The organism is Dyella sp. SG562 (genome assembly GCF_011759495.1).
Taxonomy (GTDB): domain Bacteria; phylum Pseudomonadota; class Gammaproteobacteria; order Xanthomonadales; family Rhodanobacteraceae; genus Dyella_D; species Dyella_D marensis.
On the sequence record NZ_JAAOYS010000022.1, the window covers coordinates 1 to 25,256 of the forward strand.

Sequence of the window (25,256 nt, forward strand, 5' to 3'; positions counted from 1 at the left end):
GCGTTCAGCCGCCTTGCGGTCGATCCTGCCTTGCTCATCGCCTCTCCCGGTCATCAACACTATGGGTGTTGCATTGACCCGTTGAAACCGCCGGCTCAAAGAGAAAGTAACCAAAGAGAAATAGCCTTAGAGCAAAGGCTCGCGACGCGACTAGAAGGAGCAGTGGACGGCTGCGGTAGTCTGATTAACCTGGGTCTACACGAAACCACAGTGCGTTTACGTAGCGGGTGCTTCAACGTGCCGTGGCCGAGAGGATGTTCAAGGATCGAGGCCAGCTTTTGGGCTGCGTGTTACCTCAACCTCCCAGTACGAATCCTTCTCCCTCCGGGAGAAGGTGGCGGCAGCCGGATGAGGGTTCGGGCGGAGCGCAGCGTTACACCCCGCGACGCCGGCGTAGGTTGGGGTGAGCGTAGCGAACCCCAACGTGGCGAAGCGCGTGAAGGGGCGGGTGTTGGGGTTCGCCTGCGGCTCACCCCAACCTACGCCACGGCAAGATTTAACGTTGCGCTCCGCCCGGCCCCTCACCCTGCCCTCTCCCCGGAGGGGAGAGGGATGAAAGCGTGAGGTAGGCAGGAACGAAGAACCAAAGCCAGCCTCAGTTCTTGAACATCCTCTCGGCAACGGCACGTTGAAGCACCCGCTACGTAAACGCACTGTCGTTTCGTGTAGACCCAGGTTAATCAGGTTACCGCAGCCGTCCACTGCTCCTTCTAGTCGCGTCGCGAGCCTTTGCTCTAAGGCCATTCTCTCTTTGGTTACTTTCTCTTTGGGCCAGCAAAGAGAAAGTGACCCGGGCGCCGGCAGGCGCACGGAATGCCCGCTGCATAAGCGGCCAAATCGCAACAACCACACCTAGTCGCTACTGGATCCCGGCCTACGCCGGAATGACGAGCAAGGACTCCACCAACCCCTTAGTGGCGCTGGCTATGCCGCGCCTCCAGCACACGGCACACCTCACGCATGCCGAGGCCACGCGCGCGCAGCACCACCATCAAGTGGAACACCAGATCAGCGGCCTCGCCGAGCAACGCCTCATCATCCTGCGCCACCGCAGCGAGAGCGGTCTCCACCCCCTCCTCACCCACCTTCTGCGCCATACGGCGAATACCACCCTCAAACAGACGCGTGGTGTAGCTGCCCTCAGGACGCTCAGCGTGGCGCCATTCCACCAACCGGTCGAGCACGGCCAGAAAGCCCAACGGCGGAGCCACCCCCACCTGCTCGCCGAAGCAGCTCGACGTGCCGAGATGGCAAGTCGGCCCCTGCGGCTCCGCCTGCACCAGCAGCGTGTCTGCGTCGCAATCCACGCGCAGCGACTTCAACGCCAGCACGTGTCCCGAGCTCTCGCCCTTGGTCCACAAACGCTGCTTGCTGCGGCTGAAGAACGTGACCTGGCCGGAATCCCGCGTCTTCGCCAAAGCCTCGGCATTCATATAGCCGAGCATCAGCACCTCGCCGGTCAGCCAGTGCTGCACTACCGCGGGCAGCAGGCCGTCGCCCTTGCTCCAGTCCAGTCGCGCGAAGTCGGTGTTGAAGTCGGTCATGGTCGATTCCGGTCAGAGACGTGTCGCGATGCCCGCGCCACGCAGGTAGTGCTTGAGCGCGGGAATGGCGATCGTGCCGCTGTGGAACACGCTGGCCGCCAGTGCGCCGTCCACGTCGGCCACCGCGAACGCATCGCGGAAATGCTCCGGCGCACCCGCGCCGCCGGAGGCCACCAGCGGCACGCGGCACAACCTGCGTGCGGCGTGCAGCTGCTCCAGGTCGTAGCCTTCGCGCACGCCGTCGCTGCCCATGCAGTTGAGCACGATCTCGCCGGCGCCCAGGTGCTGGGCTTCCTCGATCCAGTCCAGCGTGCGCCGCGCCAGGGCCTGGGTCTTGCCCGGGTCGCCGGTGTACTGGCGCACGCGCCATTCGCCGTCGGCGTCGCGCAGGCTGTCCACGCCGACCACCACGCATTGCACACCGAATGCATCGGCCAGTTCGCCGATCAGCGCGGGGCGTTCCAGCGCGGGCGAGTTGACCGAGATCTTGTCGGCGCCGGCGTGCAGCACGGCGCGCGCTTCTTCCACGCTGCGGATGCCGCCGGCCACGCAGAACGGGATGTCGATCTCGCGCGCCACGCGCTCGACCCAGCCGCGGTCCACGCTGCGCCCTTCCGGGCTGGCGGTGATGTCGTAGAACACCAGTTCGTCGGCGCCTTCGTCGCGGTAGCGCATGGCCAGCTCGACGATCTCGCCCATCACCACGTGGTCGCGGAAGCGCACGCCCTTGACCACCTTGCCGTCGCGCACGTCCAGGCAGGGAATGATGCGGCGGCTCAGCATGCCAATGCCTCCTCGATGGTGAAGCGGCCTTCCAGCAGGGCGCGGCCCAGGATCACGCCCTGCGCGCCCGCGTCACGCGCCGCCACGATGTCTTCTATGGAGCGCACGCCGCCGGAAGCCTGCACGGCCAGCGCCGGCACGCTGCGCGCGAGCTCGCGGTAAAGCTCCAGGTTGAAACCGGCCAGCATGCCGTCGCGGTCGATGTCGGTGCACAGCAGCTGCTGCGCGCCGCGCTCGGCGTACCAGGGCGCCAGCTCGTCCAGCGAGCGGGCTTCCAGTTCGGTCCAGCCGGCGCTGGGCAGGGCCCAGCGCCCGTCGATGCGGCGCGTGTCCAGCGCGATGGTGAACCGCTCCGCGCCGTACTCGTGCAGCCAGCCGCCGACCCGTTCGGGCTCGCGGATGGCCACGCTGCCGAGCACCACGCGCGCTACGCCGGCATCGAACAGGCGGCGCAGATCGTCCTCGCCGCGCACGCCGCCGCCGGCCTGCACGTGCATGCCGTCGCGGGCGATCGCCTCGATCACGAGCAGGTTGTCCAGGCTGCCGGAACGGGCCCCGTCCAGGTCCACCACATGCAGCCACATGGCGCCCGCGCCGGCGTAGCGCAGGGCCAGCGCGCGCGGCTCGAACTCATAGGTGGTCTGCTGGGCGTAGTCGCCCTGGCGCAGGCGCACCACGCGGCCGGCGCGCAGATCGATGGCGGGGATGACGGTAAAGCTCATAGTTCGAGGAAGTTCTGCAGGAGCCTGGCGCCGACGGCGGCGGAACGCTCGGGGTGGAATTGCATGCCGTGGAAATTGCCGCGCGCGACGACGGCCGAGAACGCACCGCCGAAATCGGCGCTGGCCAGCGTGTGCTCGCCCGGCGGCAAGGCGTAGCTGTGCACGAAGTAGGCCCAGCCTTCGTGCCCCGGTCCGTTCCCGAGCCCGGCCACCAGCGGATGCCCGCGCTCGACGCGCAGCTTGTTCCAGCCCATGTGCGGCACGCGCAGCTCCGGCGTGTCGGCGAAACGGCGCGCCGCGCCGGGGATCACGCCCAGGCACTCGGTATCGCCTTCCTCCGAGCGCTCGAACAGCAATTGCATCCCCAGGCACACGCCCAGCACCGGCTGGGTGAGCGAGCGCATCAGCTCCACCAGCCCCAGCTCGCGCAGGCGCGCCATGCCGGGGCCGGCGGCGCCGACGCCGGGCAGGATCACCTTGTCGGCGGCGCGGATCGCCTGCGCATCGGCGGTGAGCGCCGCATCCGCGCCCAGCCGCTGCAGGGCGTAGCGCACCGAGCCGATATTGGTGCCGCCCGCATCGACCAGCACCACGGCCATTACAGCGCTCCCTTGGTGCTGGGCAGCTCGCTGCCCTCGCGGCGGATGGCGTCGCGCAGGGCGCGCGCCACCGCCTTGAAGCAGGCCTCGACCATGTGGTGCGCGTTCTCGCCGTAGACGCTCAGGTGCAGGTTCGCGCCCAGGGTCTCGCACAGCGAGCGGAAGAAATGCGGCACCAGCTCGGTCGGCACCTCGCCCACGCGTTCGCGCGGGAAATTGCCGTCGAACACGAAGTACGGGCGGCCCGAAAGATCCAGCGCCGCGCTGGCTTCCGATTCGTCCATCGGCAGCACGAAGCCGTAGCGGCCGATGCCACGCTTGTCGCCCAGCGCCTGCCGCAACGCCTGCCCCAGGGCCAATGCGCAGTCCTCGATGGTGTGGTGCTCGTCGATATGCGTGTCGCCGTCGCACTCAAGTTCCAGCGCGAAGCCGCCGTGCTTGCCGATCTGCTCCAGCATGTGGTCGAAGAAGCCCAAGCCGGTGCGGGCCTTGGGCTCGGCCACGCGGTCCAGGTCCACGCTTACCGTGATGCGGGTTTCCTTGGTGTTGCGCACGACCGTGGCGGTGCGCGGCGCATCCAGCAGCTGGTGCGCGATCTCTTCCCACGACTGGCCCTTGGGCCCGACCAGGAAGCCGCGCACGCCCATGTTGGCGGCGAACTGCAGGTCGGTCTGGCGGTCGCCCACCATGGCCGAGAGGCCGCGGCTCCAGCTGTCGTCGGCCAGGTAATGGCGCAGCATGCCGACACCGGGCTTGCGCGTGTCCAGCCCGTCGCGCGGGAAGCTGCGGTCGATCAGCACTTCGCGGAAGCGGATGCCCTGCGAGGACAGGATGCGCATCAGCAGCTCGTGCGGGCCGGTGAAATGCGCCTCGGGGAAGCTGTCGGTGCCCAGGCCGTCCTGGTTGGTGACCATCACCAGCTCGTAGCCGGCGGCCACGCAGCGCTGCAGCGCGGCGATCACGCCGGGCAGCAGGGCGAGTTTCTCGTAGCTGTCGATCTGTTCGTCGGCCGGTTCCTCGATCAGGCAGCCGTCGCGGTCGACGAAAAGCATCTTGCGGCTCATACGCGTCCTCCATTCAGCACTTCGAGCACACGCGTATTCTCCGCCGGAGTACCCAGGGTAATGCGCAAGGCATCGGCAAGATTCGGATAACGCCGTACGTCGCGGACCACGATCCCGGCCGCGAACAGGCGCTGATAGGCGCCGCCGGCATCGTCGAAGCGCACGGCAAGGAAATTCGCCTGCGAAGGCAGCACCTCGCGCACGCCCGGCACGGCGACCAGCGCGGCGGCCATGCGGCTGCGCTCTTCACGCACGATGCGGATATGTCCGGCCGCTTCCGCCTGGCCCGGCACCGACAGGCCGTCCAGCGCCGCCGTCACGCAAGGCAGCGGCAGCGGATACGGCGGAATGATCCGACGCAACAGGGCGATCACCTCGGCATTTGCCAGCAGCGTACCGACGCGCGCGCCGGCCAGCGCCCAGGCCTTGGACAAGGTGCGCAGCACGGCGAGGTTGTCGTAAGTGTCGATCAGCTCCGCCACGCTGCCGCCATCGGCGAATTCGACATAGGCCTCGTCCACCACCAGCAGCGCGCGGCCGGCCAGCTCGCGCGCCAGGCGCTCGATGGTGGCGCGCGGCACCGGCTGTCCGGTGGGATTGTTCGGCGTGCAGACGAAGACCAGCTTCACCGCCGGCGTGATGGCGGCCAGCAGAGCGTCGGCATCCACCGTGAAATCGGCGGCGAGCGGCACCTCCACGATGCCCGCGTCCTGGATGCGCGCGCACACCGAGTACATGCCGAAGGTCGGCGGCTGGATCGCGATGGCGTCGCGCCCCGCGCGGCAGAACGCGCGCACCAGCAGGTCGATCGCCTCGTCGCTGCCGCGGCCGACCAGCAGTTGCTCCTCGCGCACGCCGTAGAGCTGGGCCAGCGCCTGCAGCAGCGCGGCCGGCTGCGGATCGGGATAGCGGTTGCAGCCCTGCCCCGCCGCGCCCGCCGGCGCCCAGGCCGATTCGTTCGCATTGAGCAGGATGGCGCCGCCGCTGGCTTCCATGCGCGCTGAGGAATACGGCTGCATGGCGCGGATCTCCGGACGCGCCAGATCGAGCACGCTCATGCCTTCGCCTCCAGCGCGGCCAGGCGCAGCGTCACCGCGCGGCGGTGCGCTTCCAGTTGCTCGGCGGCGGCCAGGGTCGCGGTGCAGGGGCCGATCGCGCGCAGGCCGTCGGCGCTCAGTTCCTGCACGGTGATCTGCTTCTGGAAACTGGCCACCGACACGCCGCTGTAGCTGCGCGCATAGCCGTAGGTGGGCAGCACGTGGTTGCTGCCGCTGCAGTAGTCGCCCACCGATTCCGGCGTCCAGGCGCCGAGGAAGATCGAGCCGGCGCTGTCGATGCCGTCCAGCAGCGCGCGCGGCGCGGCCACCTGCAGGATCAGGTGCTCCGGCGCGTAGCGGTTGCTTACCGCCACCGCCTGTTCCAGCGAATCGACCAGGATCAGGCGGCTCTGCGCCAGCGCCTGCGTCGCGATGTCCGCCCGCGGCAAGGCCGCGCACTGGTTGTCGACTTCCACCGCCACGCGGTCCAGCAGCGCATCGGAGGGACTGAGCAGGATCACCTGCGAGTCGGGGCCATGCTCCGCCTGCGACAGCAGGTCGGCGGCGACGAATTCCGGATCGGCCTGGCCGTCGGCGATCACCAGCACTTCCGAAGGACCGGCCGGCATATCGATCGCGGCGCCGTCCGGGTCGCCGGATACTTGCAGCTTGGCCTCGGTGACCCAGGCATTGCCGGGGCCGAACAGCTTGTCGCAGCGCGGCACGGTTTCCGTGCCATAGGCCATGGCGGCGATCGCCTGCGCGCCGCCCAGCTTGAACACGCGGTGCACGCCGGTGACGCGCGCGGCATACAGCACCGCCTCGTCGCAGCGGCCGTCCGCGCGCGCGGGCGAGCACAGCACGATCTCGCGGCAGCCGGCGATGCCCGCCGGCACGCCGAGCATCAGCGCGGTCGACGGCAGCGGCGCGCTGCCGGCCGGCACGTACAGGCCGACTTTGGCGATCGGACGCAGCACGCGTTCGACGCGCACGCCCGGGGCGGTGTCCACGGCGACGGGTCGCGGCGCAGACTCGCGATGGAAGGCCGCGATGCGCGCGGCGGCTTCTTCGATGGCGGCCTTGAGCTCCGGTGCGAGCGCCGCTTCGGCGGCGGCGAATTCCTCCGCTGTCACCTCGATCGCCTCGATCGCGCAGCGGTCGTACTTCGCGCTCAGCTCGCGCAAGGCGGCATCGCCTTCGGCGCGCACCTTGGCGACGATCGCCTCGACGCCGCGGCGCAGTTCCTCCGCGCGCGACTGCGCGGGACGGGCCAGTGCCTGCACCTGCGCCGCGGGATCGAGCGCATTCCAGTCCAGTCGTTTCATGCCAGCATCTTCTCCACCGGCAGCACGAACATCTCGCGCGCGCCGGCCTTCTTGATCTCTTCCAGCTGCCGCCAGCTCACCTCGCCCGCGCACAGCGCCTGCAGCATCAGCTGGTCCGGCTGCCCCGCCACCGGCAGCAGGGTCGGCTGCGGGCCGCCCGGCAGCAGGCGGGTCACCGCGTCCAGGTGCTGGCGCGAGGTCTGCAGCAGCAGCAGGCGCGACTCGCGCACCTGCATCACGCCGTCGAGGCGCTTGAGCAGCAGCTCGATCATGTCGCCGCGCTCGTCGGTGGGCAGCACCTTGGGGCCGGCCAGCACCGCCTCGCTTTCCAGCAGCACGTCGGCCTCGCGCAGCTGATTGGCGACCAGGGTGCCGCCGCTCTGCACCAGATCGCAGATCAGGTCGGCCGTGCCCAGCCGCGGCGCGATCTCGACCGAACCGGCCAGGGTCACCACGCCGGCGTCGACGCCGCTGCGGCGCAGCCAGTCGCGCAGCAGTCCCGGATACGAGGTGGCGATGCGCAGCCCGGCCAGTTGCGGCGGCTGCTCGTAGTTCATCTCTTGCGGCACCGCGATCGACAGCCGGCAGCGGCCGAAGCCGAGCGGCCGCCATTCGGCCAGCGGTTCGGTCTCGCGCCCGTCGGTAAGCGAGTACTCGCTGAGCACGTTGCGGCCGACGATGCCGAGGTCGCACACACCCTGGGCGATCAGCCCCGGGATGTCGTCGTCGCGCACCAGCAGCAGGTCGACCGGCTCGCCTTCGCCGAACAGGAACAGCTTGTCGCGGCTCTGGCGGAAGCTGAGGCCGCAGCGGTTGAGCAGGTCCAGCGCCGGCTCGGTCAGCCGGCCGGATTTCTGCATGGCGATACGCAGGCGGTCACGCGGTTTCATGCACGCCCCTTCTTCGCCGCCCGGCGGCGCGACGCACGGGCCGCGGCGGCCAGATAGCCGCCATTGCCCTGATTGAGGAAGCGCGCCACGCGCCCGATGGTGGTGATGCTCACCGCCGTGCGCTCGTGGATCTCCCGGTACGGCACCTCGTCCAGCAGATACGGCACCACCCGCCAGCGATCCACCAGCACTTCCAGCTCGGCCGGCGTGCACAGGTCGCGCAGGAAGGCGCTCATCTCCTCGGTGTTCTTCAACGACAGCAAGGCCTCGCTCAGACTGAGCTCGGCGGACTCGGCAGGCAGTTCGGGATCCAGCGATCGACGCTTCATAATGTACTAACGCGTTAATACAGTGGAGCAGACTATAACCCGCTTGTGCGCTTGCAGCAAGCCCGCTACCCGGGGCTTATTGCCCACCCGGACCGCCACACCCGCAACGACCGCTTCACCCGCCCAAGGCCTACAATCCGCGACTTTCCGCCCCAACGCGCCCCATGACCGACACGCGCCCCGTCGCCCCGACCGCCCATCTCCTCCTGCTCACCACCACCGTCTTCGCCCTGGTCTGCGGCGCCGCCCAGTTCTGGCGGCACGACCTCGACCCCATCGCCATCCCCCTCAGCTTCTATCTCACCGGTCCCGGCGGCGCCTACGTGCGCCTGGCGTATTACCTGATCTCGGCCGGCCTGCTGGGCTTTGCCTTGGGCGGATACCGCGCAACATCGCCACCGCTGCGCAGCCGCCTGGCCTCGACGCTGTTCGCAGCCGCCGGCCTGGCCCTGCCCGTCGTCGCACTCACCGAGCTATTCCTCGGCTCACCGTACGAACAACCGGCACGCCTGATTCACGGCCTCGCCGCGCAGGCCACGTTTCTGTGGCTGAGTTTCGGGATGCTGCTGTTGAATGCACGCTGGCGACGCGATGCCCTGCTGCGCACAGGCAGCACGGCGGGATGGACCGTGGCGTGGCTCGCGACCGTGCTGCTGTGGTCCCAGGTATTCCTGCGCGACCTGCCGCATGGGCTGATGCAGAAGCTGACGATCGGCTTGATTCTGGTGTGGCTCGCATGGGCGGCGCGGCATATGCGCCGCGCGGCTGGCGTCAGATAAAGGGCTTTGGCTCGATGCGTGTTGCCGCAAGCCTTGGCCCCTCACCCTGCCCTCTCCCCGGAGGGGAGAGGGGTGATGGCGTGAGGTAGGCAGGAACGAAAAGCAAAAGCTGGCCCCGGTCGCTGAATGTCCTCTCGGCAACGGCACGTTGAAGAAGCCGCTACGTAAACGCACTGCGGTTTCGTGTAGACCCAGGTTAATCAGACTACCGCAGCCGCCCACTGCTCCTTCTAGTCGCGTCGCGAGCCTTTGCTCTCAGGCCATTCTCTCTTTGGTTACTTTCTCTTTGGGCCAGCAAAGAGAAAGTGACTCGGGCGCCGGCAGGCGTCCGAAATGCCCGCTGCATAAGCGGCCAAGTCGCGTCACCGCGAAAATCAAACGATACCGTTACTGGATCCCGGCCTACGCCGGGATGACGAGCAAAGAGTCGCGGCACCGCAAAAACCGGGCGGTACCGTTACTGGATCCCGGCCTACGCCGGGATGACGAGTAGGGAGGTCTACGCCAGGACGACGAGCATTCAGCCGACAGCACGCCGCTGCACCAGCTCGCACACCGTGCGCACATCCCCATCCATCGCGCGATCACGCGACATAAACCCAATGTGCCCACGCAACACATCGTGCGCCTTGCGCACCGCCTCCCCCGCGTGGAAATCCCCCACCCCGGCCAAGGCCGAGGTCAACTGCTGCACCTCCGCAGCAAACTGCGCGTAATGCGCATGATCCTCCCGCGGCGCGTTAGCCACCTTGGCGGCGAGCGCCTTCCAATCGCCACGCGCCGCAAGCCGCCGCGCGGCATTCAACATCGCCTGGCGCAAATCCAACGCCTGCGCCGCCGTATACAACTCCAACGCAATCACATGGCTGAGATCATCCAGCATCTCCAGCACATGCCGCGCCTCATTGGCGCCCATGGAGACATGATCCTCGGCATTGGCACTCGTCGGCACCGAGTAGACGCTGGCCGGATGCGCCCGCGTCGCCAGATCGTTGACCAGCGCCGCCGCCGTGTACTGCACGATCATGAAGCCCGAATCGGTACCGTCCTCGTTGCCGGTAAGAAACGCCGGCAGCCCGTCGTTGGTCGCCGGATCCACCAGCTTGTTGAGCCGGCGCTCGGAAATCGAAGCCAGCACCGGAATCGCGGCCTTGACGTAGCTCATCGCCAGCGCCAGCGGCATCCCGTGGAAATGGCCCGCCGAAATCACCTGCTCCTCGATGAACTGCGCACCCTCCGCGTCCGGGAAGATCAGCGGATTGTCGGTCACCGCATTGAGCTCGATATCGATCACGCGGCAGGCCTGCGCCCAGGCATCGCGCACCGCGCCGTGCACCTGCGGCATGCAGCGCAGGCAATAGGCGTCCTGCGGCTGGTGCTTCTTGCCGCCCTTGAACGGCAGGAAGCGGCTGTAGAAGGCCTCGCGGCCGTGGCGCTGGTTGGCCGGCACCCAGTCCCAGCCGATGTCGAAGCTGAGCGCCTGGTCTTCCGGCGCCGTCCACGCATCGGAAGCCCACTGCTTGAAGCGCGGCACCAGGTGGTAAGGAATGTCCACCAGCGTGCTTTCGGTCAGCAGCTCGCGCACGTGCCCGGCGGTTTCCACCTGGCCGGGATGCGGGCGCAGCGCGTGCACTTCCGGGCGCAGCGCGCCGCTGCGCCCGGCGAAGGCGTCCAGTGTCATGGCGGCGGCCAGGTCCGCGGTATCCAGCAGGTATTCCAGCGTGTCCAGCGCCAGCGCGGCGGTGGCCAGCATCTGCGCGGTGCCGTTGTTCAGCGCCAGGCCTTCCTTGAAGGACAGGCGGATCGGCGCCAGGCCCGCGCGCTCCAGCGCTTCGGCGCCAGGCAGGCGCTCGCCCTGGTAGAACGCTTCGCCGCCGCCGAGCAGCACGATGGCCAGGTGCGACAGCGGGGCGAGATCGCCGCTGGCGCCGACCGAGCCCTTCTCCGGCACCACCGGCACCACGCCGCTGTTGAGCAGCGCGGCCAGCGCGCGCAGGGTTTCCACGCGGATGCCCGAATGGCCGCGCATCAAGGTATTGATGCGGATCACCAGCATGGCGCGCACCACGTCCTCGGCAAACGGCTTGCCGACGCACACGGCATGGGTGGTGATGAGGTTGTGCTGCAGTTCTTCCAGCAGCGTGCCTTCCGGCTTTTCAGGGTGGCCGCCGGGCAGCTCATCGCGCAGGCGATGCGCGCCCAGCAGCTTGTCCGCGTTGCTGCCGAAACCGGTGGTGACGCCGTAGGTCGGCTCGCCGCAGCTCACCTTGTCGGCAAGGAAATCCGCGGCGCGCTGCACGCGCGCCAGCTGCGCCTCGTCCAGCACCACCGGCACGCGCTCGCGCGCGGCGGCAACCAGTTGCGCGCGAGTGAGGCTGCTGCCATCGAGTCGGATCTGCTCACGCTCATGGATATGGCTCATAGGTGTGCTCCGCGCCGGTCGGCGCTGGTCTCATGGGGAATGGGGATGCGGCAAGAGGAACCGCGCGGACGCCATCGGCGACGGCGTCCGCCCAGGGATCACGGCGCGATCTCGGCCTGCGCCAGCTCGACGCGCAGCGTCTTGATCAGTTCCGCGCGGGCGACTTCGAACTGGTCCTGGCGGCGCATGTCCTTCACCGTGACCACGCCCTTGGCCAGTTCGTCCTCGCCCAGCACCAGCACGAAGCGGATGCCCGCGCGGTCGGCGTACTTGAACTGCCTGGCCAGTTTGCCGCCTTCCAGCACCACCTCGGTGGCGATGCCGGCGCCGCGCAGTTCGCTGGCCACGGCCAGGTAGTCGGCCATGCGCGACTCGTCCATCTGCGTGACCAGCACGTCCACGGTGCTGCGCGCGGTGCTGACCAGGCCGGCTTCGCGCAGCTGCCAGTACAGGCGGGTCAGGCCGATGGAGATGCCCACGCCCGGCAGGCGCGACTTGGTGTACTGGCCGGCGAGGTTCTCGTAGCGGCCGCCGGAGCAGATCGAGCCGATCTGCGGGTAGTCGTTGAGCGTGGTCTCGTAGACGGTGCCGGTGTAGTAGTCCAGGCCGCGCGCGATCGACAGGTTCAGCGCGAAATGCGATTCCGGCACGCCGAAGTCGCGGATCAGGCCCAGCACTTCCTTCAGCTCCGCGCGGCCCTGCTCCATCGACTCCGGACCCGCGCCGAGCGCGTCGAGCTGCTCGAACGCCTCGCGCACCGAGCTGGAACGCACCTGCACGAAGGCGAGGATCTTCTCGGCCACGTCGGCGGCCAGGCCGAAGCTTGCGCCGGTGAGCGTCTCGCGCACGTAGTCGGCGCCGCGCTTGTCCAGCTTGTCCACTTCGCGCAGCACCAGGGTCTGCTGCTCGGCGTCGCTCACGCCCAGGCTCTCGAAGAAGCCGCGCATCAGCTTGCGGTTGTTGAGCTGGATGGTGAACGCGCCGATGTTCAGTTCGCGGAACACGCTGTAGATGACCGCCGGCAGCTCGGCGTCGTAGCGCACCGACAGGCCGTCCTTGCCGATCACGTCGATGTCGCACTGGTAGAACTCGCGGAAGCGGCCGCGCTGGGCGCGCTCGCCGCGGTACACGCGCTGCATCTGGTAGCGGCGGAACGGGAAGCTCAGGTCGTGCTCGTGCTCGGCCACGTAGCGGGCCAGCGGCACGGTGAGGTCGAAGCGCAGGGCCAGCTCGGGCTTCTCGCCCTGCTCCAGCGACCCGGTGGACTGCACGAAATACACCTGGCGCTCGGTCTCGCCGCCGGTCTTGGTCAGCAGCACCTCGGAGAACTCCATCACCGGCGTTTCCACCGGCAGGAAACCGAAGCGCTCGTAGTTGCGGCGGATCGTGTCGAGCATGCGCTGGAACGCGATCTGGTCGAGCGGCAGCAGCTCGAGTACACCGGGCATGGTGCGGGCCGGGGTAAGCGCCATGAAATCCTCTGCTTCGAAAGGGAAACGCTGCCGGCGCCATGGCGCGCGGCGGTAGCCGCATAGGTTAGCAGAAGGCCTGCGCGGCCCTTCGCCGGGCGCGGCGCGGAATCGGAATGTTCCGGACCTGTTGCGAAGTCCGCCGAGGGTCATTAAGATACGCGGCTCCCACGGGGTGTAGCTCAGCCTGGTAGAGCGCTACGTTCGGGACGTAGAAGTCGCATGTTCGAATCATGTCACCCCGACCAATTCGATGATCAAGCCGGCCCAGCGCCGGCTTTTTCATGTCCGCGCTTCGCCGCGGCAACGCAGGCAGCTCAGTCGAGCAGGGCCAGTTCGGCCAGCCGGTCCATTTCCTCGGCGTCGAAGCCCGCTTCCAGCCGCGCCTGCCGGTTGAACGGTCCGCGCGGCGTGCGGCCCATGTAGCCGCGCAGCAGATCCAGGAAGGCCTGGCGCGGCTCCAGCCCGTCGCGTTCGCAGCAATGGCGGAACCAGCGCGTGCCGGCGGCGACGTGCGCCACTTCCTCGCGCAGGATCACTTCCAGGATCGCGATGGTGCGCTCGTCGCCCGCGCCGCGCAGGCGCTCGATGATGCCGGGCGTCACGTCCAGCCCGCGCGCTTCCAGCACGCGCGGCACCAGGGCCATGCGCGCGGTGTCGTGATGCGCGGTCTTCTCGGCCATTTCCCACAGTCCGTTGTGCGCGTCGAAATCGCCGTAGGCGTGGCCCAGTTCCGCCAGGCGCTCGCTGAGCATGTCGAAGTGGCGCGCCTCGTCGTGGGCGCAGCTGGCCCAGTCGCAGTAGTAGGCGCCGGGCTTGCCGCGGAAGCGGTAGACCGCGTCCCAGGCCAGGTTGATCGCGTTGAATTCGATATGCGCCACGGCATGCACCAGCGCCGCGCGGCCTTCGGAGCTGCCGAGGCCACGGCTGGGCACCTTGCTGGCGTGGACCAGCAGCGGGCGTTCGGGGCGGCCGGGCGCGCCGATGGGTTCGGGCGCCGGCGAGGCCGGATCCGGCTGCAGTTCGCCGGCCAGCAAGGCGTTCCAGGCCGCGTGCGTCAGGCGCACTTTCTCCGCCGGATCGGTGGCGTCGAGGCAGCGCTTCGCGGCTTGGTACAGGTCGGTCATGGCGCAAGTGTAGGTTGGGGTGAGCCGCAGGCGAACCCCAACATCGCGATGCGCACGGTGGTGGCGGCGTTGGGGTTCGCCTGCGGCTCATCCCGACCTGCCGTTACGGCAGGGCGCTTACGCGCTGCGGCGCGCCGCCTTCGCGTCGTCCGAGCGCAGCATCTCGATCTGTTCCAGATACTGCTTGTCCAGCCCGGTGACGTACTCGCCGTTGAAGCAGGAGGCATCGAAGTGGGTCAGAGACTCGTTGCCGTCCTGCACCGCCCAGAACAGGTCCTTCAGGTCCTGGTAGATCAGCCAGTCGGCGCCGAGCACCTGCTCCACTTCCTTCTCGGTATGGCCGGCGGCGACCAGTTCGGACGCGGCCGGCATGTCGATGCCGTACACGTTCGGATAGCGCACCGGCGGCGCGGCGGAGGCGAAGAACACGTTGCGCGCGCCGGCATCGCGCGCCATCTGGATGATCTGGCGCGAGGTGGTGCCGCGCACGATGGAGTCGTCCACCAGCAGCACGTTCTTCTTGCGGAATTCCAGCTCCACCGGATTGAGCTTGCGGCGCACCGATTTCACGCGCTCGCCCTGCCCCGGCATGATGAAGGTGCGGCCGATATAGCGGTTCTTGACGAAGCCCTCGCGGAACGGCACGCCCAGCGCCTCGGCCAGCGCGCTGGCGGCGGTGCGGGCGGTGTCGGGGATGGGGATGACCGCCTCGATGCCGTGGTCCGGACGCTCGCGCAGGATCTTCTCGGCCAGCTTCTGGCCCATGCGCAGGCGCGCCTTGTAGACCGAGACGTTCTCGATCATCGAGTCCGGCCGCGCCAGGTACACATACTCGAAGATGCACGGCGCATGCGTGGCGCCCTCGGCGCACATGCGGCTGAACAGCTGGCCGTCGACGCTGATGAACACCGCCTCGCCCGGCGCCAGGTCGCGCAGGCGCTTGAAGCCGAGGATGTCCAGCGCCACCGACTCCGACGCCACCGCGTATTCGCGGCCTTCCGCGGTGACGCGCTCGCCCAGCACCAGCGGACGGATGCCGTTGGGATCGCGGAAGGCCAGCAGGCCGTAGCCCAGGATCAGCGCCAGGCAGGCGTAGCCGCCGCGCGCGCGGGCGTGCACGCCGGCCACGGCCTTGAAGATGTGGTCGGGCGTGAGCGCCATGCGGTCCTGGATCTGCAGCTCGTGCGCCAGCACGTTGAGCAGCACTTCGGAATCCGAATCGGTGTTGATGTGGCGGCGGTCGTCCTCGAACATCTCGCGCCGCAGCGTTTCGGTGTTGACCAGGTTGCCGTTGTGCGCGAACGCAATGCCGTAGGGCGAGTTCACGTAGAACGGCTGCGCTTCCGAGGAACCCTCGGAACCGGCGGTGGGATAGCGGCAATGGCCCATGCCGATGCGGCCGCGCAGGCCGGTCATCGCGGTCTGGTTGAACACGTCGCGCACCAGGCCGTTGCCCTTGTGCAGGCGCAGCCGCGCGCCCTCGACGGTGGCGATGCCTGCCGCGTCCTGGCCGCGGTGCTGCAGCACGGTCAAGCCGTCGTAGAGGGCCGATGCCACCTCGGTGGTACCGACGATGCCGATGATTCCGCACATGGTTGTGATGCCTGTAAGTGCTTTAAGGATTCGTTGTCTGGCGCGGGGCGGCTTCCACTGCCTTGGGGTCGCGCGCGGCGCTCATGGCGGCCGGGTCGCGCGGTACCGCGGCGTCCGCGCCGGGCGCGCGCGCTGCGCTGCGGGCCGGTGCGGGCGCCAGGCCCTGCAGTGCCGCCGGCAGGCCTTGCAGCTGGCCTTGCCATTGGCTGGGCAGTTGCGGCAGCTGGCTGGGCAACTGGGTCGGCAGCCGTAGCTCCGGCAGCTTGTCCGGCAGCGACGGCAGCCCGTCCATCGCCGTCGACGGCTGCTGCAGGAAGCGCCGGGCGCTGCTCGGCACCTGCTGGTTCAGCCAGCCGGCCACGCCGGTGAACTGCGGCAGCAAGGCCGACTGCTGCCACCACGGATCGCGCGTCAGCGCGGTGAGGCTCACCAGGAACACGCCTACCGTCACCACCAGCACGCCGCGCGCCAGGCCGAACAGCATGCCCAGCAGGCGATCCGTGCCGCTCAGGCCGGTGCCCTGCACCAGCCTGGCCACCAGGAAGCGCACCACGATGCCCAGCACCAGCACGCCGACGAAGGTGGTGGCATAGCCGGCCGCCAGGCGCGCCGAAGGCAGGCTGATCTTGTTCGCGTACAACTCCGCCACGTGCGGGCCGAAGGTCCAGGTGATCCACGCCGCGGTGACCCAGATCAGCAGGCCCAGCACCTCGGAAATGAGGCCGCGCCACAACCCGATCAAGACCGAGATGCCCAGTACCGCCAGGATGATGTAGTCGGCCCAGTTCATGGCGGCGCTGGCCTCGATGCTCAGGGCGCGGAGACGACGTTGCCGGCGAGGCCGAGCTTGGTCTTGATCTGGTCGCGCACGCGCACCGCGTCGTCGCGCTGGGTCTGCGGGCCGGCGCGCACGCGCCACAGCTGCTTGCCGCTGGCGTTCACGGTGTCGACGTAGCCGTCGAAGCCGTTGGAACGCAGCTTGTCGCGCAACGCGGTGGCGTCGGCCTGGCTGCCCATCGCGGCTACCTGCACCGCCCAGCCGCCCGCGCGGGCGGCGGGCGCAGGCGCGGCGGCGGCCGGCTTGGCGGCGGGCGCCGCCGCGGCCGCGGCCGGAGCGTCGTCCTGCGCCGGCGTGCTGGCGCTGCCTTCGAGGCGGGCCGGGGCACCGGGGATGGTCTGGGTGATCTTCAGGCGCGCGGCCTCGGCGGCGGCGCGGGTGTCGAACGGGCCGGCGGTGACCAGGGTCAGCTGCTTGCCCGCCTGGTTGAGCGGGCGGCTGGACACCGGATAGCCGAGCGCGCGCACGCGCTGGGTCAGGCTTTGCGCGCTGGCAGCGGAAGCGTAGGCGCTGAGATTGAGGGTGTAGCGGCCATGCGCCGCAGTCGCGGCCGGCAGGTCGGCGGCGGGGGCCGGGGTGGCGGCGGGCTTGGTCTGCGCGGGAATCGCCGGCTGCGCGGCCGGCTTCGGCGGCGCGGCGGCCTGGTTCGGGATCACCGGCTGGCCGGGCGCGCCCGGGCGGGTGACCGTGGTCGGCGCCGGCTGCTGGCCGGCGGCAGGGTCGGTCTCGACGTCGCGCGGGCGGTTGGAACCGATCTCCACCGTGGCCAGCTTGTCGGAGCCGGCCGGCGTGGCGGCCTGGCCCGCGGCCGAGGAAGCCGCGGCCGGCGCGGCGGCGGCCGTGCCGGCGGTGGCGGCGCCCGGGGTCAGGCTCATGGTGCGCGTCTGCAGGTCGCGGTCCGGCGCCGGCGGGATGGCCAGGCTGACCGTTTCGTCGCCGCCGGTCTTGGGCGGCGTGCTGGAAAAGAACATCGGCACGAACAGAACCGCCAGCGCGATCAGGACGGCGGCACCCAGCAGACGTGTTTTCAAGACAGGCTCCAAGGCGGCAAAAGCGCAAACACGAAACGGCGGGATTATACCTGACGTGGACGATCACCCATGCGGACGCTTCGATGACCGTTTCGAGCGTTCAGTTCTGCAGCACCGCGGCGGCGACGAAGAACGAACCGAACGCCAGGATGCGCTCGCCCGGAAGTGCCGCCGCACGCGCCGCGGCGAGCGCGCTGCCCACGTCGGCGTGAAGATCGAACGCGGCCGGCGGCAGCGCCATCTGCAATTCCTTGCGCAAGGCCTCCGCCGGCAGGCCGCGCGGCGTATCGCGCTCCAGCCCCGCCAGGTGCCAATGCCCGATGCGCGCGCCCAGCGCGGCGATCACGCCGCCCACGTCCTTGTCCGCCAGCGCGCCGTACACCGCATGCACGCGTCCGCCAGGATGCGCGTCCAGCCATTCGGCCAGCGCGCGCGCCGCCTGCGGGTTGTGGCCGACGTCGACGATCAGCGCCGGATCGCCGCCCAGCGCCTGCAGCCGCGCGGCGACAGCGGCGGTCTTCACGCCTGCGGCCGCGGCTGCCGCGAGTGCGGCGGACGGTATCGGCGCATGCGCACCTTGCGCATGCAGCGCGGCGATCGCTGCCGCCGCATTGGCGTACTGCACCGGAGCGGCCAGCGATGGATCCGGCAGCCCGAACGCCGTGCCGTCGGCATGCCGCCAGGTCCAGCCCTGTGCATGGCGTTCCACCCGGAAATCCACGCCCGCCCGCTCCACCCGCGCGCCGATGGCGGCCAGCGCCTGCAGCAGGCCGGCCGGCGGCGCCGCCTCGCCCACGATCGCCGGGCGGCCGTGGCGGGCGATGCCGGCTTTCTCGCGGCCGATGCTGTCGCGGTCGTTGCCGAGCCAGTCCATATGGTCCAGATCGACGGTGGTGATCACCGCGACGTCGGCGTCGACGATATTGATCGCATCCAGCCGCCCGCCCAGCCCTACCTCCAGCACCGCCGCGTCCAGGTCGGCGCGCGCGAACAGGTCCAGCGCCGCCAGCGTGCCGAATTCGAAATAGGTCAGCGGAATATCGCCGCGCGCCGCTTCGATGCGTTCGAAGCTGTCGACCAGGGCCTGGTCGCCGGCATCCTGGCCGTCGATGCGGATGCGCTCGTTGTAGCGCAGCAGATGCGGCGAGGTGTAGCAGCCCACGCGGCAGCCGGCCGCGCGCAGCATCGCTTCGAGCATGGCCACGGTGGAACCCTTGCCGTTGGTGCCGCCGACGGTGACGATCCAGCGCGCCGGCGCCGGCGCGCCCATGCGCCGCCACACTTCGCGCACGCGCTCCAGGCCCAGCTCGATGCTGCGCGGGTTGACGCTTTCCTGATAGCTCAGCCACTCGGCCAGCGTGCGCGACATACCGGTGTTTCCAGATAGAGAGTCAGGCGTCCAGCGGACGCAGCCAGAAGCGCAACCGGTGGCTGCTCGGCGCGGCGGCGCCGGCTTCCTTCCAGTCCAGTGCGCAGAACATGTCGTCCTGGCGCGCATAGCCGCGCTTGAGCCAGAACGCGTCGTTGGGGCGGTAATCGGCGGGGCGGCGCGGATCGTCGTGCGCGCGTTCCACCGCGCAGAAGGCGGTCAGGCGGAAACCGCCCAGGCGCCGCGCATGCGCTTCGCGTTCGTCGAAGAAGCGGTGGCCCAGGCCCCGGCCGCGATAGGCGGACAGCAAGACCGACTCGCCGAAATAGAACACCTCGTGCAGCGGCCATCCACGTTCGAGAAACGGCCGGTGGAAGGCCTCGCCGTCATCCGCCAGCGGCAGCCCGGTGGAAGCACCCACCACGCGGCCGCCGTCCAGCGCCAGCACGAACACGCTGCGCGGCGAGCGCGCATAGGCGGTGAGGTAGCGCTGCTCGTAATCGGCATCGCCTTCGTACAGATACGGATACTCGCGGAACACCGCGATGCGCAGCCGCGCCAGGTCGCCCAGATAAGGGGCCACCGCCTCGCCGCTGCAGGTGATCACCTCGAGCGCCATGCTCAGCCGCCGACCTGGGCGATCCAGTCGTTGAGGTTGTAGTAGTTGCTGACGCGGGCCAGCTTGCCGTCGCGGACGTCGAAGAACGCCCCGCCCGGCAGCACGTAGCGCTGGCCCCGCGCGGGCGGCAGGCCTTCGTCGTCGGCGAGGTATTCGCCGTGCACCACGTATTCGGCCGCGGCATGCGCGCCGTCGGCGCTGACCATCACCACGATGTCCTTCAGCTGCTCGCGGTAGCTGCGCTCCATGCGGCCGAGAAAGGCCTTGAACGCATCGATGCCGGTCTCGCGGCCGCCCTGGTTGATGTCGTGGGCGACGTCGCCGGCGAGGCAGCCGAGCATGGCGGGCCAGTCGGCGGCATTGAACGCGGCGTAGTAGCGGCGGATCAGGGATTCGGTGGGGGACATGGAGCGGACCGGGGAGTTCGGACGCAAGAGAGTAACGCGTAGGTTGGGGTGAGCACAGCGAACCCCAACGGACGTCGCAAGGCAGGCGCCACGTTGGGGTTCGCTGCGCTCACCCCAACCTACGCGCCGTCCTGCGCAAGCCCGCCGATACCAGCCTGCGCAGCACACGCTCCTGCAAACTGCCCTGCCCGATCAATTCCATCCGCACCAGCGCCTCGCCCTCGCCCTCCACCGGCTCCCCCGGCTGGAACAAGGCACGCAGCAACTCCCAGCGCCCGCGCCACGACCCGCTCTTCGACTTCAACCACCCCAGCGCCGGCAACAGCCGCTGTTCCACCTCGGTGAAGTCGCTGCCGAACGGGAAGGCCGGAAACAGGCCGCGGCGCTCCATCGCGCCCAGCGCCTCGCGCAGATGCTCCGGCGTGTTGAGGCGCCACTTCTCCGGAATCTGGAAATCCGGCGACAGCTTGCCCGCCGACTTCGCCTCCGCGCACAGCGCGTCGAGGAAGCGCGCATCGCTGATCGCCAGCATCGCTTCCACGCATTCGTTGTCGGACTTGCCGCGCAGGTCCGCCACGCCGTACTCGGTGACGAACAGATCGCGCAGATGCCGCGGAATGGTGCAGTGGCCGTAGTTGAAACGGATATTGGTCTCCACCGTGCCGCGCACTTTGCGGGTGGCGCGCAGCAGCAGGGCGGAACGTCCGTCCGGCAGCTCGTGCGCCATCGCCACGAAGTTGTACTGCCCGCCCACGCCGCTGACCACGCGGCCGTCTTCCAGGCCGTCCGACACCGCCGAGCCCAGCAGGGTCGCCATCATGCAGGTGTTGAAGAAGCGCGCGCCGCGGCGCTGCAGCGAGGCCAGCGCCTGGTGGTTGCCGTACAGCTGGTTGACGTTGGAGACGCGGCACATGTCGATCGCATCGGGATCGGCCGCCTCGGTTTCGTCCAGCCAGCGGTACAGCTCCCGCGTGCCGAGGAAGAACGCGCCGCGCAGGTAATGCCCGCCGGGCGTTTCCGGCGCCAGCCGCCCCGCGGCCGAAGCGCGTTCCAGGCCTAAGTTGTCCCAGCTGCGCCGCCGCAGGATGCCGGCGCGCTGCAGATGCATGAAGCCGTCCATCACCATTTCGCTGGCGCCGTACAGGCCGATGTCGAACGGCGCCAGCCCGCCGAAGCGCGCGGCCAGCGCGTGGGTGGCGCCGCGCGGATCCAGCGCCACCAGGGCGCGGCGCCAGTGCACGTTGTCGCGCTGGCGCAGCAGCAGCGCATGCACCAGTGCGTCGGACAGCGCACCGATGCCGATCTGCAAGCAACCGCCGTCCTTCACCAGCGCGCTGGCGTGCAGGCCCAGCGCGTATTCGGCCAGGTCCACCGGCTGGCGTGGCAGCGCGAACAGCGGGGCGGCGGTTTCCGGCCGCAGTTCCAGGTCGAAGAAGTTTGCTTCCACTTCGGCATGGCCGCTGAGGTACGGCAGATCCGGATGCACCACCGCCACGCACAGCGGCCGCGCGCGGCCGGCGGCCCGGGCCTGGTCGAGGAAATCCAGGGTAAGGTCCGGATTGCACGAAAGGCTGTAGCGCACGCCTTCGGGCGTCTCGCGGCGCGCCACCAGCTGCACCAGCAGATTGATGTCCTGCACCACCAGGTCGCGCGCGACGTGCGTGTAGTTCTGGCTGATGTAGTTGCGCTGCGCGCTGCCGGACTGCAGCAGCGCGCCGGACTGCATGTAGAACTCGTGCACCGCCACGTTCGTGGGCAAGGCATTGCGCGCCTGGTCCACGGCGTATTGCGGGTCTTCCGTGTCGAGGCCGAAGTGGCGGTCGAGAAAGGGTTTGGCAAAGCGCTCTTCCAGCCCCGGCTGCGGACGCGGACGGGTCAGCGACAAGGCGGTGTACAGCGTCATGGAGCGCGAGCCGTCGGCCTGGGTCAGCCGGTACAGCGCATTGAGCAGCCCGTGCGGCTTGCCTAATCCGAGCGGCGCGGCGATGCGCAGATCGGGACCGAGCCGTTCGGCGATGTGCCGTGCGCAGGCTTCCGTGTCGGTACGACATTGCTCTGGCGTCATGGGCGCGGAGCATGCCAAAACGCAGTACATGCTGCATAGCCGGCGCTTTCATGCCCCCTTCACCCGCCGCGGCAGTCACAAGCCATGCCCTACACTGCCGGCATGAACTTCGCCGCGTCCCCAACCTCCCCCACCCGGCGCCTGGCCGAACAGGCGCTCAGCCGCGCCGCCGGCGCGCCGCTGCTGCCGGGCAACCGCATCGACCTGCTGATCGACGCGGCCGTGCATTTCGAAACCTGGCTGGCGGCGATCCGCGGCGCGCGCAAGCGCGTGCTGCTGGAGAACTACATCATCCGCGACGACGAGGTCGGCCGCGCCTTCCGCGACGCGCTGGTGGAGCGCGCCAGCAGCGGGGTGACGGTGGCGGTGGTGTACGACTGGATGGGCTGCCTGGGCCAGTCGCGCGCCAGCTTCTGGGCGCCGCTGCGCGCCGCCGGCGGCCAGGTGCGCAGCTTCAATCCGCCGCAGCTGGGCCAGCCGTTCGGCTGGATCAGCCGCGATCACCGCAAGCTGCTGGTGGTGGACGGCGAAAAAGGTTTCCTGTCCGGCGTGTGCATCAGCCAGAAATGGCTGGGCGACCCGGCGCGCGGCATCGCGCCGTGGCGCGACACCGGCGTGGCGCTGCACGGCCCGGCGGTGGCGGAGCTGGAACTGGCCTTTGCGCAGAGCTGGTCCTGCATCGGCGAGCCGCTGCCGGACTTCCCGCTGGAACCGGTGCAGCCGGCCGGCGAGGTGGCGCTGCGGGTGATCGCCACCCAGCCCTCCACCGCCGGCATGTATCGCATGGACCAGCTGATCGCCGCGATGGCGCGCAAGACGCTGTGGCTGACCGACGCCTACTTCGTCGGCGTGGCGCCCTACGTGCAGGCGCTGGCTTCGGCGGCGAAAGACGGCGTCGACGTGCGCCTGCTGGTGCCGGGCAGCAGCGATATCCCGGTGGTCGCCGGCATGTCGCGTTCCGGCTACCGGCCCCTGCTCAAGGCCGGCATCCGCGTGTTCGAGTGGAACGGCTCGATGCTGCACGCCAAGACCGCGGTGGCCGACGGCCAGTGGGCGCGGGTGGGTTCGTCCAATCTCAATATCGCCAGCTGGCTGAGCAACCGCGAGATCGACGTGGCGGTGGAAGACGCCGCCTTCGCCCAGCAGCTGGCCGCGCAGTACGAGCAGGACCTGGCCAATGCCACCGAGATCGTGCTGACCCCGCGTCCGAACCGCCCGTACAAGGACCGCGTCAGCGCCTCCGCCCGCCGCACCCGCACCGGCCGCATGGGCGGCAGTTCCAGCCGCGCCGCCGCCGGCGCCCTGCGCATCGCCAACACCATGGGCGCCGCGCTCAGCGACCGCCGCGTACTGGGCGACACCGAGACCGGCCCGCTGCTGGCCGGCACCGCCGCGCTGGCGGCGCTGGCGGCGGTGGCGATCCTGTGGCCGGCCGTGGTCGGCTGGCCGATCGCCGTGCTGGCCGCATGGTTCGCGCTGAACTTCGGCATCCGCGCCTGGCGGGCGCGGCGCAGGCACCAGCGGCGGATCGAGGCGGCGGACGAGCCGGACGCCTGAGCCGGCGAACCGAACGTTGCCGCACCGTTGGGGTTCGCCGGCGGCTCACCCCAACCTACACTTCAACACTTTGCGGCAAGCTCATGACAGCGCGGCAGTTCCTGCGCTAGTCTCCCGCTTTCCATGCCCGCCCCCGACGCTCCCACGCCGCCCTCGCGGCATATCCTTACGCCGAGCACGCTCAACCGGCTGGTGCGCGACCTGCTCGAGGATGCGCTGCCGCTGGTGTGGATCGAGGGCGAGCTGTCGAACGTGGCGCGGCCCGCCTCCGGGCACCTGTACTTCACCCTGAAAGACGCCAACGCCCAGGTGCGTTGCGCCATGTTCCGCCCCAAGGCCATCGGCCTGCGCTTCCGCCCCGCCGACGGCGCCCACGTGCTGGTGCGCGCCCGCGTCGGCCTGTACGAACCGCGCGGCGAATTCCAGCTGGTGGCCGAGCATATGGAGCCGGCCGGCGAAGGCGTCCTGCAGCGCGAGTTCGAACAGCTCAAGGCCAGGCTCGACGCCGAAGGCCTGTTCGACCGCTCGCGCAAGCGCCCCCTGCCCGCCTTCGCCCGCCGCATCGGCGTGATCACCTCCGCCACCGGCGCCGCCGTGCGCGACGTGCTGAGCGTGCTGTCGCGCCGCTGGCCACTGGCCGAAGTGGACGTACTGCCGGTGCCGGTGCAGGGCCGCGAAGCGCCGCCGGCGATCGTCTCGATGCTGCGCCGCGCCTCCGCCAGCGGCCGCTACGACGTGCTCCTGCTGACCCGCGGCGGCGGTTCGCTGGAAGACCTATGGGCCTTCAACGACGAACAGGTCGCGCGCGCCGTGCACGCCAGCGCCGTGCCGGTGGTGTCGGCCGTCGGCCACGAAGTCGATTTCAGCATCGCCGACTTCGTCGCCGACCTGCGCGCGCCCACGCCTTCGGCCGCCGCCGAACTGCTGGTCCCCGACGCGCAAGCGCTGGAACGCCACCTGCGCCAGCTGCGCCAGCGCCTGGCCACCCTGCAGCAACGCCGCCTGCACGCCCTGATCCAACGCACCGACCACCTGCTGGCCCGCCTGCAAGCCCAGCGCCCGCAAGCCCGCCTGCAACGCGACCGCGAACGCCTGTCCCATCTGCGCCACCGGCTGGTCGTGGCGATGCGCGAAACCCTGCGCGAAGACAGCCGCCGCCTGGAACGCAACCACGCCCGCCTGCTCACCCGCCATCCCCGCCACCGCCTGCCGCTCTACACCCAACAACTCGCACAACAGCAACGCCGCCTGCACCAGGCCATCGCCCGCATCCTCGAACGCCACCGCGCCACCCTGACCCAGACCGGCCGCGCACTGCACGCCATCAGCCCCCTGGCCACCCTCGACCGCGGCTACGCCATCCTGTTCGACGAACAAGGCCACGTCATCCGCTCCGCCGCATCCGTCACGCCGGATGAGCGCGTCCGGGCGAAGCTGGCCGATGGGGAGCTGATGTTGAAGAACGAGGGGCAGCGCTCCTAAGCGCTCACCGCAGGCTTCAACTCATCGCTCCGCCCGGCCCCTCACCCCGCCCCTCTCCCCGGAGGGGAGAGGGAGAAGTGATGTGGCGCCGCATACAGGAACGAAGAGCAAAAGCTGGCCTCGTTCCTTGAACATCCTCTCGGCCACGGCACGTTGAAGGACGCGTTACGAAACCGCACTGGTGTTTCGTGTAGACCCAGGTTAA

Annotated in this window: 22 protein-coding genes and 1 tRNA gene; 4 read left to right on the plus strand and 19 right to left on the minus strand. The window is 69.5% G+C overall.

Annotation, left to right across the window (positions count from 1 at the left end):
- Nucleotides 1-911: 911 nt before the first annotated feature.
- Genes hisIE through FHW84_RS22630 form a run of 9 tightly spaced genes read right to left on the minus strand, consistent with a single transcriptional unit; the run spans nucleotide 912 to nucleotide 8,293 of the window.
- Complete coding sequence (gene hisIE / locus FHW84_RS22590) at nucleotides 912-1,544, minus strand: bifunctional phosphoribosyl-AMP cyclohydrolase/phosphoribosyl-ATP diphosphatase HisIE (RefSeq protein ID WP_167258692.1); 633 nt, start codon at nucleotides 1,542-1,544, stop codon at nucleotides 912-914.
- A 12-nt stretch (nucleotides 1,545-1,556) separates the two neighbouring features.
- On the minus strand, nucleotides 1,557-2,327 hold the full coding sequence (gene hisF / locus FHW84_RS22595) for an imidazole glycerol phosphate synthase subunit HisF (RefSeq protein WP_167258694.1): 771 nt from the start codon (nucleotides 2,325-2,327) through the stop codon (nucleotides 1,557-1,559).
- On the minus strand, nucleotides 2,321-3,049 hold the full coding sequence (locus FHW84_RS22600; protein ID WP_167258696.1) for a 1-(5-phosphoribosyl)-5-[(5-phosphoribosylamino)methylideneamino] imidazole-4-carboxamide isomerase: 729 nt from the start codon (nucleotides 3,047-3,049) through the stop codon (nucleotides 2,321-2,323). Before FHW84_RS22600 ends, hisF begins: the two co-directional genes overlap by 7 nt.
- Nucleotides 3,046-3,648, minus strand: coding sequence for an imidazole glycerol phosphate synthase subunit HisH (hisH, locus tag FHW84_RS22605; protein ID WP_167258698.1), 603 nt, complete (start codon nucleotides 3,646-3,648; stop codon nucleotides 3,046-3,048). Before hisH ends, FHW84_RS22600 begins: the two co-directional genes overlap by 4 nt.
- The gene (gene hisB / locus FHW84_RS22610) at nucleotides 3,648-4,712 is read right to left on the minus strand and encodes a bifunctional histidinol-phosphatase/imidazoleglycerol-phosphate dehydratase HisB (RefSeq protein WP_167258700.1); all 1,065 of its coding nucleotides are present in this window, start codon (nucleotides 4,710-4,712) and stop codon (nucleotides 3,648-3,650) included. The genes hisH and hisB overlap by 1 nt, the downstream gene beginning before the upstream one ends.
- Nucleotides 4,709-5,770: a histidinol-phosphate transaminase gene (hisC, locus tag FHW84_RS22615; protein WP_167258702.1), complete on the minus strand. Its 1,062-nt coding sequence runs from the start codon at nucleotides 5,768-5,770 to the stop codon at nucleotides 4,709-4,711. Before hisC ends, hisB begins: the two co-directional genes overlap by 4 nt.
- Nucleotides 5,767-7,074 (minus strand): histidinol dehydrogenase, encoded by a 1,308-nt coding sequence (gene hisD, locus FHW84_RS22620; RefSeq protein WP_167258704.1) that lies wholly within the window; start codon nucleotides 7,072-7,074, stop codon nucleotides 5,767-5,769. The genes hisC and hisD overlap by 4 nt, the downstream gene beginning before the upstream one ends.
- Nucleotides 7,071-7,964, minus strand: coding sequence for an ATP phosphoribosyltransferase (gene hisG / locus FHW84_RS22625; RefSeq protein WP_167258706.1), 894 nt, complete (start codon nucleotides 7,962-7,964; stop codon nucleotides 7,071-7,073). Before hisG ends, hisD begins: the two co-directional genes overlap by 4 nt.
- On the minus strand, nucleotides 7,961-8,293 hold the full coding sequence (locus FHW84_RS22630; RefSeq protein ID WP_167258708.1) for a YerC/YecD family TrpR-related protein: 333 nt from the start codon (nucleotides 8,291-8,293) through the stop codon (nucleotides 7,961-7,963). Before FHW84_RS22630 ends, hisG begins: the two co-directional genes overlap by 4 nt.
- Before the next feature lie 164 nt (nucleotides 8,294-8,457).
- On the opposite strand from FHW84_RS22630, the gene FHW84_RS22635 reads away from it, so the two are divergent.
- Nucleotides 8,458-9,072, plus strand: a complete 615-nt coding sequence (locus FHW84_RS22635) for a DUF998 domain-containing protein (RefSeq protein ID WP_167258710.1) — start codon at nucleotides 8,458-8,460, stop codon at nucleotides 9,070-9,072.
- A gap of 520 nt (nucleotides 9,073-9,592) precedes the next feature.
- Here FHW84_RS22635 and FHW84_RS22640 read toward each other — a convergent pair.
- The gene (locus FHW84_RS22640) at nucleotides 9,593-11,494 is read right to left on the minus strand and encodes an aromatic amino acid ammonia-lyase (protein WP_208399931.1); all 1,902 of its coding nucleotides are present in this window, start codon (nucleotides 11,492-11,494) and stop codon (nucleotides 9,593-9,595) included.
- Nucleotides 11,495-11,592: 98 nt separating this feature from the next.
- On the minus strand, nucleotides 11,593-12,966 hold the full coding sequence (gene hisS, locus FHW84_RS22645; protein ID WP_167258712.1) for a histidine--tRNA ligase: 1,374 nt from the start codon (nucleotides 12,964-12,966) through the stop codon (nucleotides 11,593-11,595).
- A 168-nt stretch (nucleotides 12,967-13,134) separates the two neighbouring features.
- Between hisS and FHW84_RS22650 the strand changes: the two genes are divergently transcribed.
- Nucleotides 13,135-13,211: transfer RNA gene (locus tag FHW84_RS22650), tRNA-Pro, on the plus strand.
- A 69-nt stretch (nucleotides 13,212-13,280) separates the two neighbouring features.
- Here FHW84_RS22650 and FHW84_RS22655 read toward each other — a convergent pair.
- The 8 genes from FHW84_RS22655 to FHW84_RS22690 form a co-directional block, all read right to left on the minus strand.
- The gene (locus tag FHW84_RS22655) at nucleotides 13,281-14,090 is read right to left on the minus strand and encodes a ferritin-like domain-containing protein (protein WP_167258714.1); all 810 of its coding nucleotides are present in this window, start codon (nucleotides 14,088-14,090) and stop codon (nucleotides 13,281-13,283) included.
- Nucleotides 14,091-14,207: 117 nt separating this feature from the next.
- The gene (purF, locus tag FHW84_RS22660; RefSeq protein WP_167258716.1) at nucleotides 14,208-15,683 is read right to left on the minus strand and encodes an amidophosphoribosyltransferase; all 1,476 of its coding nucleotides are present in this window, start codon (nucleotides 15,681-15,683) and stop codon (nucleotides 14,208-14,210) included.
- A gap of 22 nt (nucleotides 15,684-15,705) precedes the next feature.
- Nucleotides 15,706-16,473 (minus strand): CvpA family protein, encoded by a 768-nt coding sequence (locus FHW84_RS22665; protein ID WP_167258718.1) that lies wholly within the window; start codon nucleotides 16,471-16,473, stop codon nucleotides 15,706-15,708.
- Between the two features lie 20 nt (nucleotides 16,474-16,493).
- Entirely contained in the window at nucleotides 16,494-17,552 is a 1,059-nt protein-coding gene (locus FHW84_RS22670; RefSeq protein WP_167258720.1) for an SPOR domain-containing protein, read from the minus strand.
- Nucleotides 17,553-17,652: 100 nt separating this feature from the next.
- Nucleotides 17,653-18,921 carry a bifunctional tetrahydrofolate synthase/dihydrofolate synthase gene (folC, locus tag FHW84_RS22675; protein WP_167258722.1) on the minus strand — a complete coding sequence of 423 codons (1,269 nt, stop codon included), beginning with the start codon at nucleotides 18,919-18,921 and terminating at the stop codon, nucleotides 17,653-17,655.
- A 22-nt stretch (nucleotides 18,922-18,943) separates the two neighbouring features.
- The gene (locus FHW84_RS22680; protein ID WP_167258724.1) at nucleotides 18,944-19,540 is read right to left on the minus strand and encodes a GNAT family N-acetyltransferase; all 597 of its coding nucleotides are present in this window, start codon (nucleotides 19,538-19,540) and stop codon (nucleotides 18,944-18,946) included.
- 2 nt (nucleotides 19,541-19,542) lie between these two features.
- Nucleotides 19,543-19,947, minus strand: coding sequence for a ketosteroid isomerase-related protein (locus FHW84_RS22685; protein ID WP_167258726.1), 405 nt, complete (start codon nucleotides 19,945-19,947; stop codon nucleotides 19,543-19,545).
- 109 nt (nucleotides 19,948-20,056) lie between these two features.
- Nucleotides 20,057-22,012, minus strand: coding sequence for an acetyl-CoA hydrolase/transferase C-terminal domain-containing protein (locus FHW84_RS22690; RefSeq protein ID WP_167258728.1), 1,956 nt, complete (start codon nucleotides 22,010-22,012; stop codon nucleotides 20,057-20,059).
- Nucleotides 22,013-22,096: 84 nt separating this feature from the next.
- Here FHW84_RS22690 and FHW84_RS22695 point away from each other — a divergent pair, with 84 nt between their 5' ends.
- Together FHW84_RS22695 and xseA are read left to right on the plus strand one after the other, a co-directional pair.
- Nucleotides 22,097-23,569, plus strand: coding sequence for a phospholipase D-like domain-containing protein (locus tag FHW84_RS22695; RefSeq protein WP_243868263.1), 1,473 nt, complete (start codon nucleotides 22,097-22,099; stop codon nucleotides 23,567-23,569).
- Between the two features lie 123 nt (nucleotides 23,570-23,692).
- The gene (xseA, locus tag FHW84_RS22700; protein WP_167258730.1) at nucleotides 23,693-25,051 is read left to right on the plus strand and encodes an exodeoxyribonuclease VII large subunit; all 1,359 of its coding nucleotides are present in this window, start codon (nucleotides 23,693-23,695) and stop codon (nucleotides 25,049-25,051) included.
- Nucleotides 25,052-25,256: the final 205 nt, after the last annotated feature.

Excerpts from the sequence above, each read along its gene's own strand:
- FHW84_RS22695 (WP_243868263.1), top strand. The coding sequence starts at position 22,097 with ATGCCCTACACTGCCGGCATGAACTTCGCCGCGTCCCCAACCTCCCCC.
- FHW84_RS22690 (WP_167258728.1), bottom strand. The coding sequence starts at position 22,012 with ATGACGCCAGAGCAATGTCGTACCGACACGGAAGCCTGCGCACGGCAC.
- hisC (WP_167258702.1), bottom strand. The coding sequence starts at position 5,770 with ATGAGCGTGCTCGATCTGGCGCGTCCGGAGATCCGCGCCATGCAGCCG.
- hisD (WP_167258704.1), bottom strand. The coding sequence starts at position 7,074 with ATGAAACGACTGGACTGGAATGCGCTCGATCCCGCGGCGCAGGTGCAG.
- FHW84_RS22640 (WP_208399931.1), bottom strand. The coding sequence starts at position 11,494 with ATGAGCCATATCCATGAGCGTGAGCAGATCCGACTCGATGGCAGCAGC.
- FHW84_RS22655 (WP_167258714.1), bottom strand. The coding sequence starts at position 14,090 with ATGACCGACCTGTACCAAGCCGCGAAGCGCTGCCTCGACGCCACCGAT.
- purF (WP_167258716.1), bottom strand. The coding sequence starts at position 15,683 with ATGTGCGGAATCATCGGCATCGTCGGTACCACCGAGGTGGCATCGGCC.
- FHW84_RS22685 (WP_167258726.1), bottom strand. The coding sequence starts at position 19,947 with ATGTCCCCCACCGAATCCCTGATCCGCCGCTACTACGCCGCGTTCAAT.
- hisB (WP_167258700.1), bottom strand. The coding sequence starts at position 4,712 with ATGAGCCGCAAGATGCTTTTCGTCGACCGCGACGGCTGCCTGATCGAG.
- hisS (WP_167258712.1), bottom strand. The coding sequence starts at position 12,966 with ATGGCGCTTACCCCGGCCCGCACCATGCCCGGTGTACTCGAGCTGCTG.
- hisF (WP_167258694.1), bottom strand. The coding sequence starts at position 2,327 with ATGCTGAGCCGCCGCATCATTCCCTGCCTGGACGTGCGCGACGGCAAG.
- hisH (WP_167258698.1), bottom strand. The coding sequence starts at position 3,648 with ATGGCCGTGGTGCTGGTCGATGCGGGCGGCACCAATATCGGCTCGGTG.
- folC (WP_167258722.1), bottom strand. The coding sequence starts at position 18,921 with ATGTCGCGCACGCTGGCCGAGTGGCTGAGCTATCAGGAAAGCGTCAAC.
- FHW84_RS22600 (WP_167258696.1), bottom strand. The coding sequence starts at position 3,049 with ATGAGCTTTACCGTCATCCCCGCCATCGATCTGCGCGCCGGCCGCGTG.
- hisG (WP_167258706.1), bottom strand. The coding sequence starts at position 7,964 with ATGAAACCGCGTGACCGCCTGCGTATCGCCATGCAGAAATCCGGCCGG.
- FHW84_RS22630 (WP_167258708.1), bottom strand. The coding sequence starts at position 8,293 with ATGAAGCGTCGATCGCTGGATCCCGAACTGCCTGCCGAGTCCGCCGAG.
- xseA (WP_167258730.1), top strand. The coding sequence starts at position 23,693 with ATGCCCGCCCCCGACGCTCCCACGCCGCCCTCGCGGCATATCCTTACG.
- FHW84_RS22635 (WP_167258710.1), top strand. The coding sequence starts at position 8,458 with ATGACCGACACGCGCCCCGTCGCCCCGACCGCCCATCTCCTCCTGCTC.
- FHW84_RS22665 (WP_167258718.1), bottom strand. The coding sequence starts at position 16,473 with ATGAACTGGGCCGACTACATCATCCTGGCGGTACTGGGCATCTCGGTC.
- hisIE (WP_167258692.1), bottom strand. The coding sequence starts at position 1,544 with ATGACCGACTTCAACACCGACTTCGCGCGACTGGACTGGAGCAAGGGC.
- FHW84_RS22680 (WP_167258724.1), bottom strand. The coding sequence starts at position 19,540 with ATGGCGCTCGAGGTGATCACCTGCAGCGGCGAGGCGGTGGCCCCTTAT.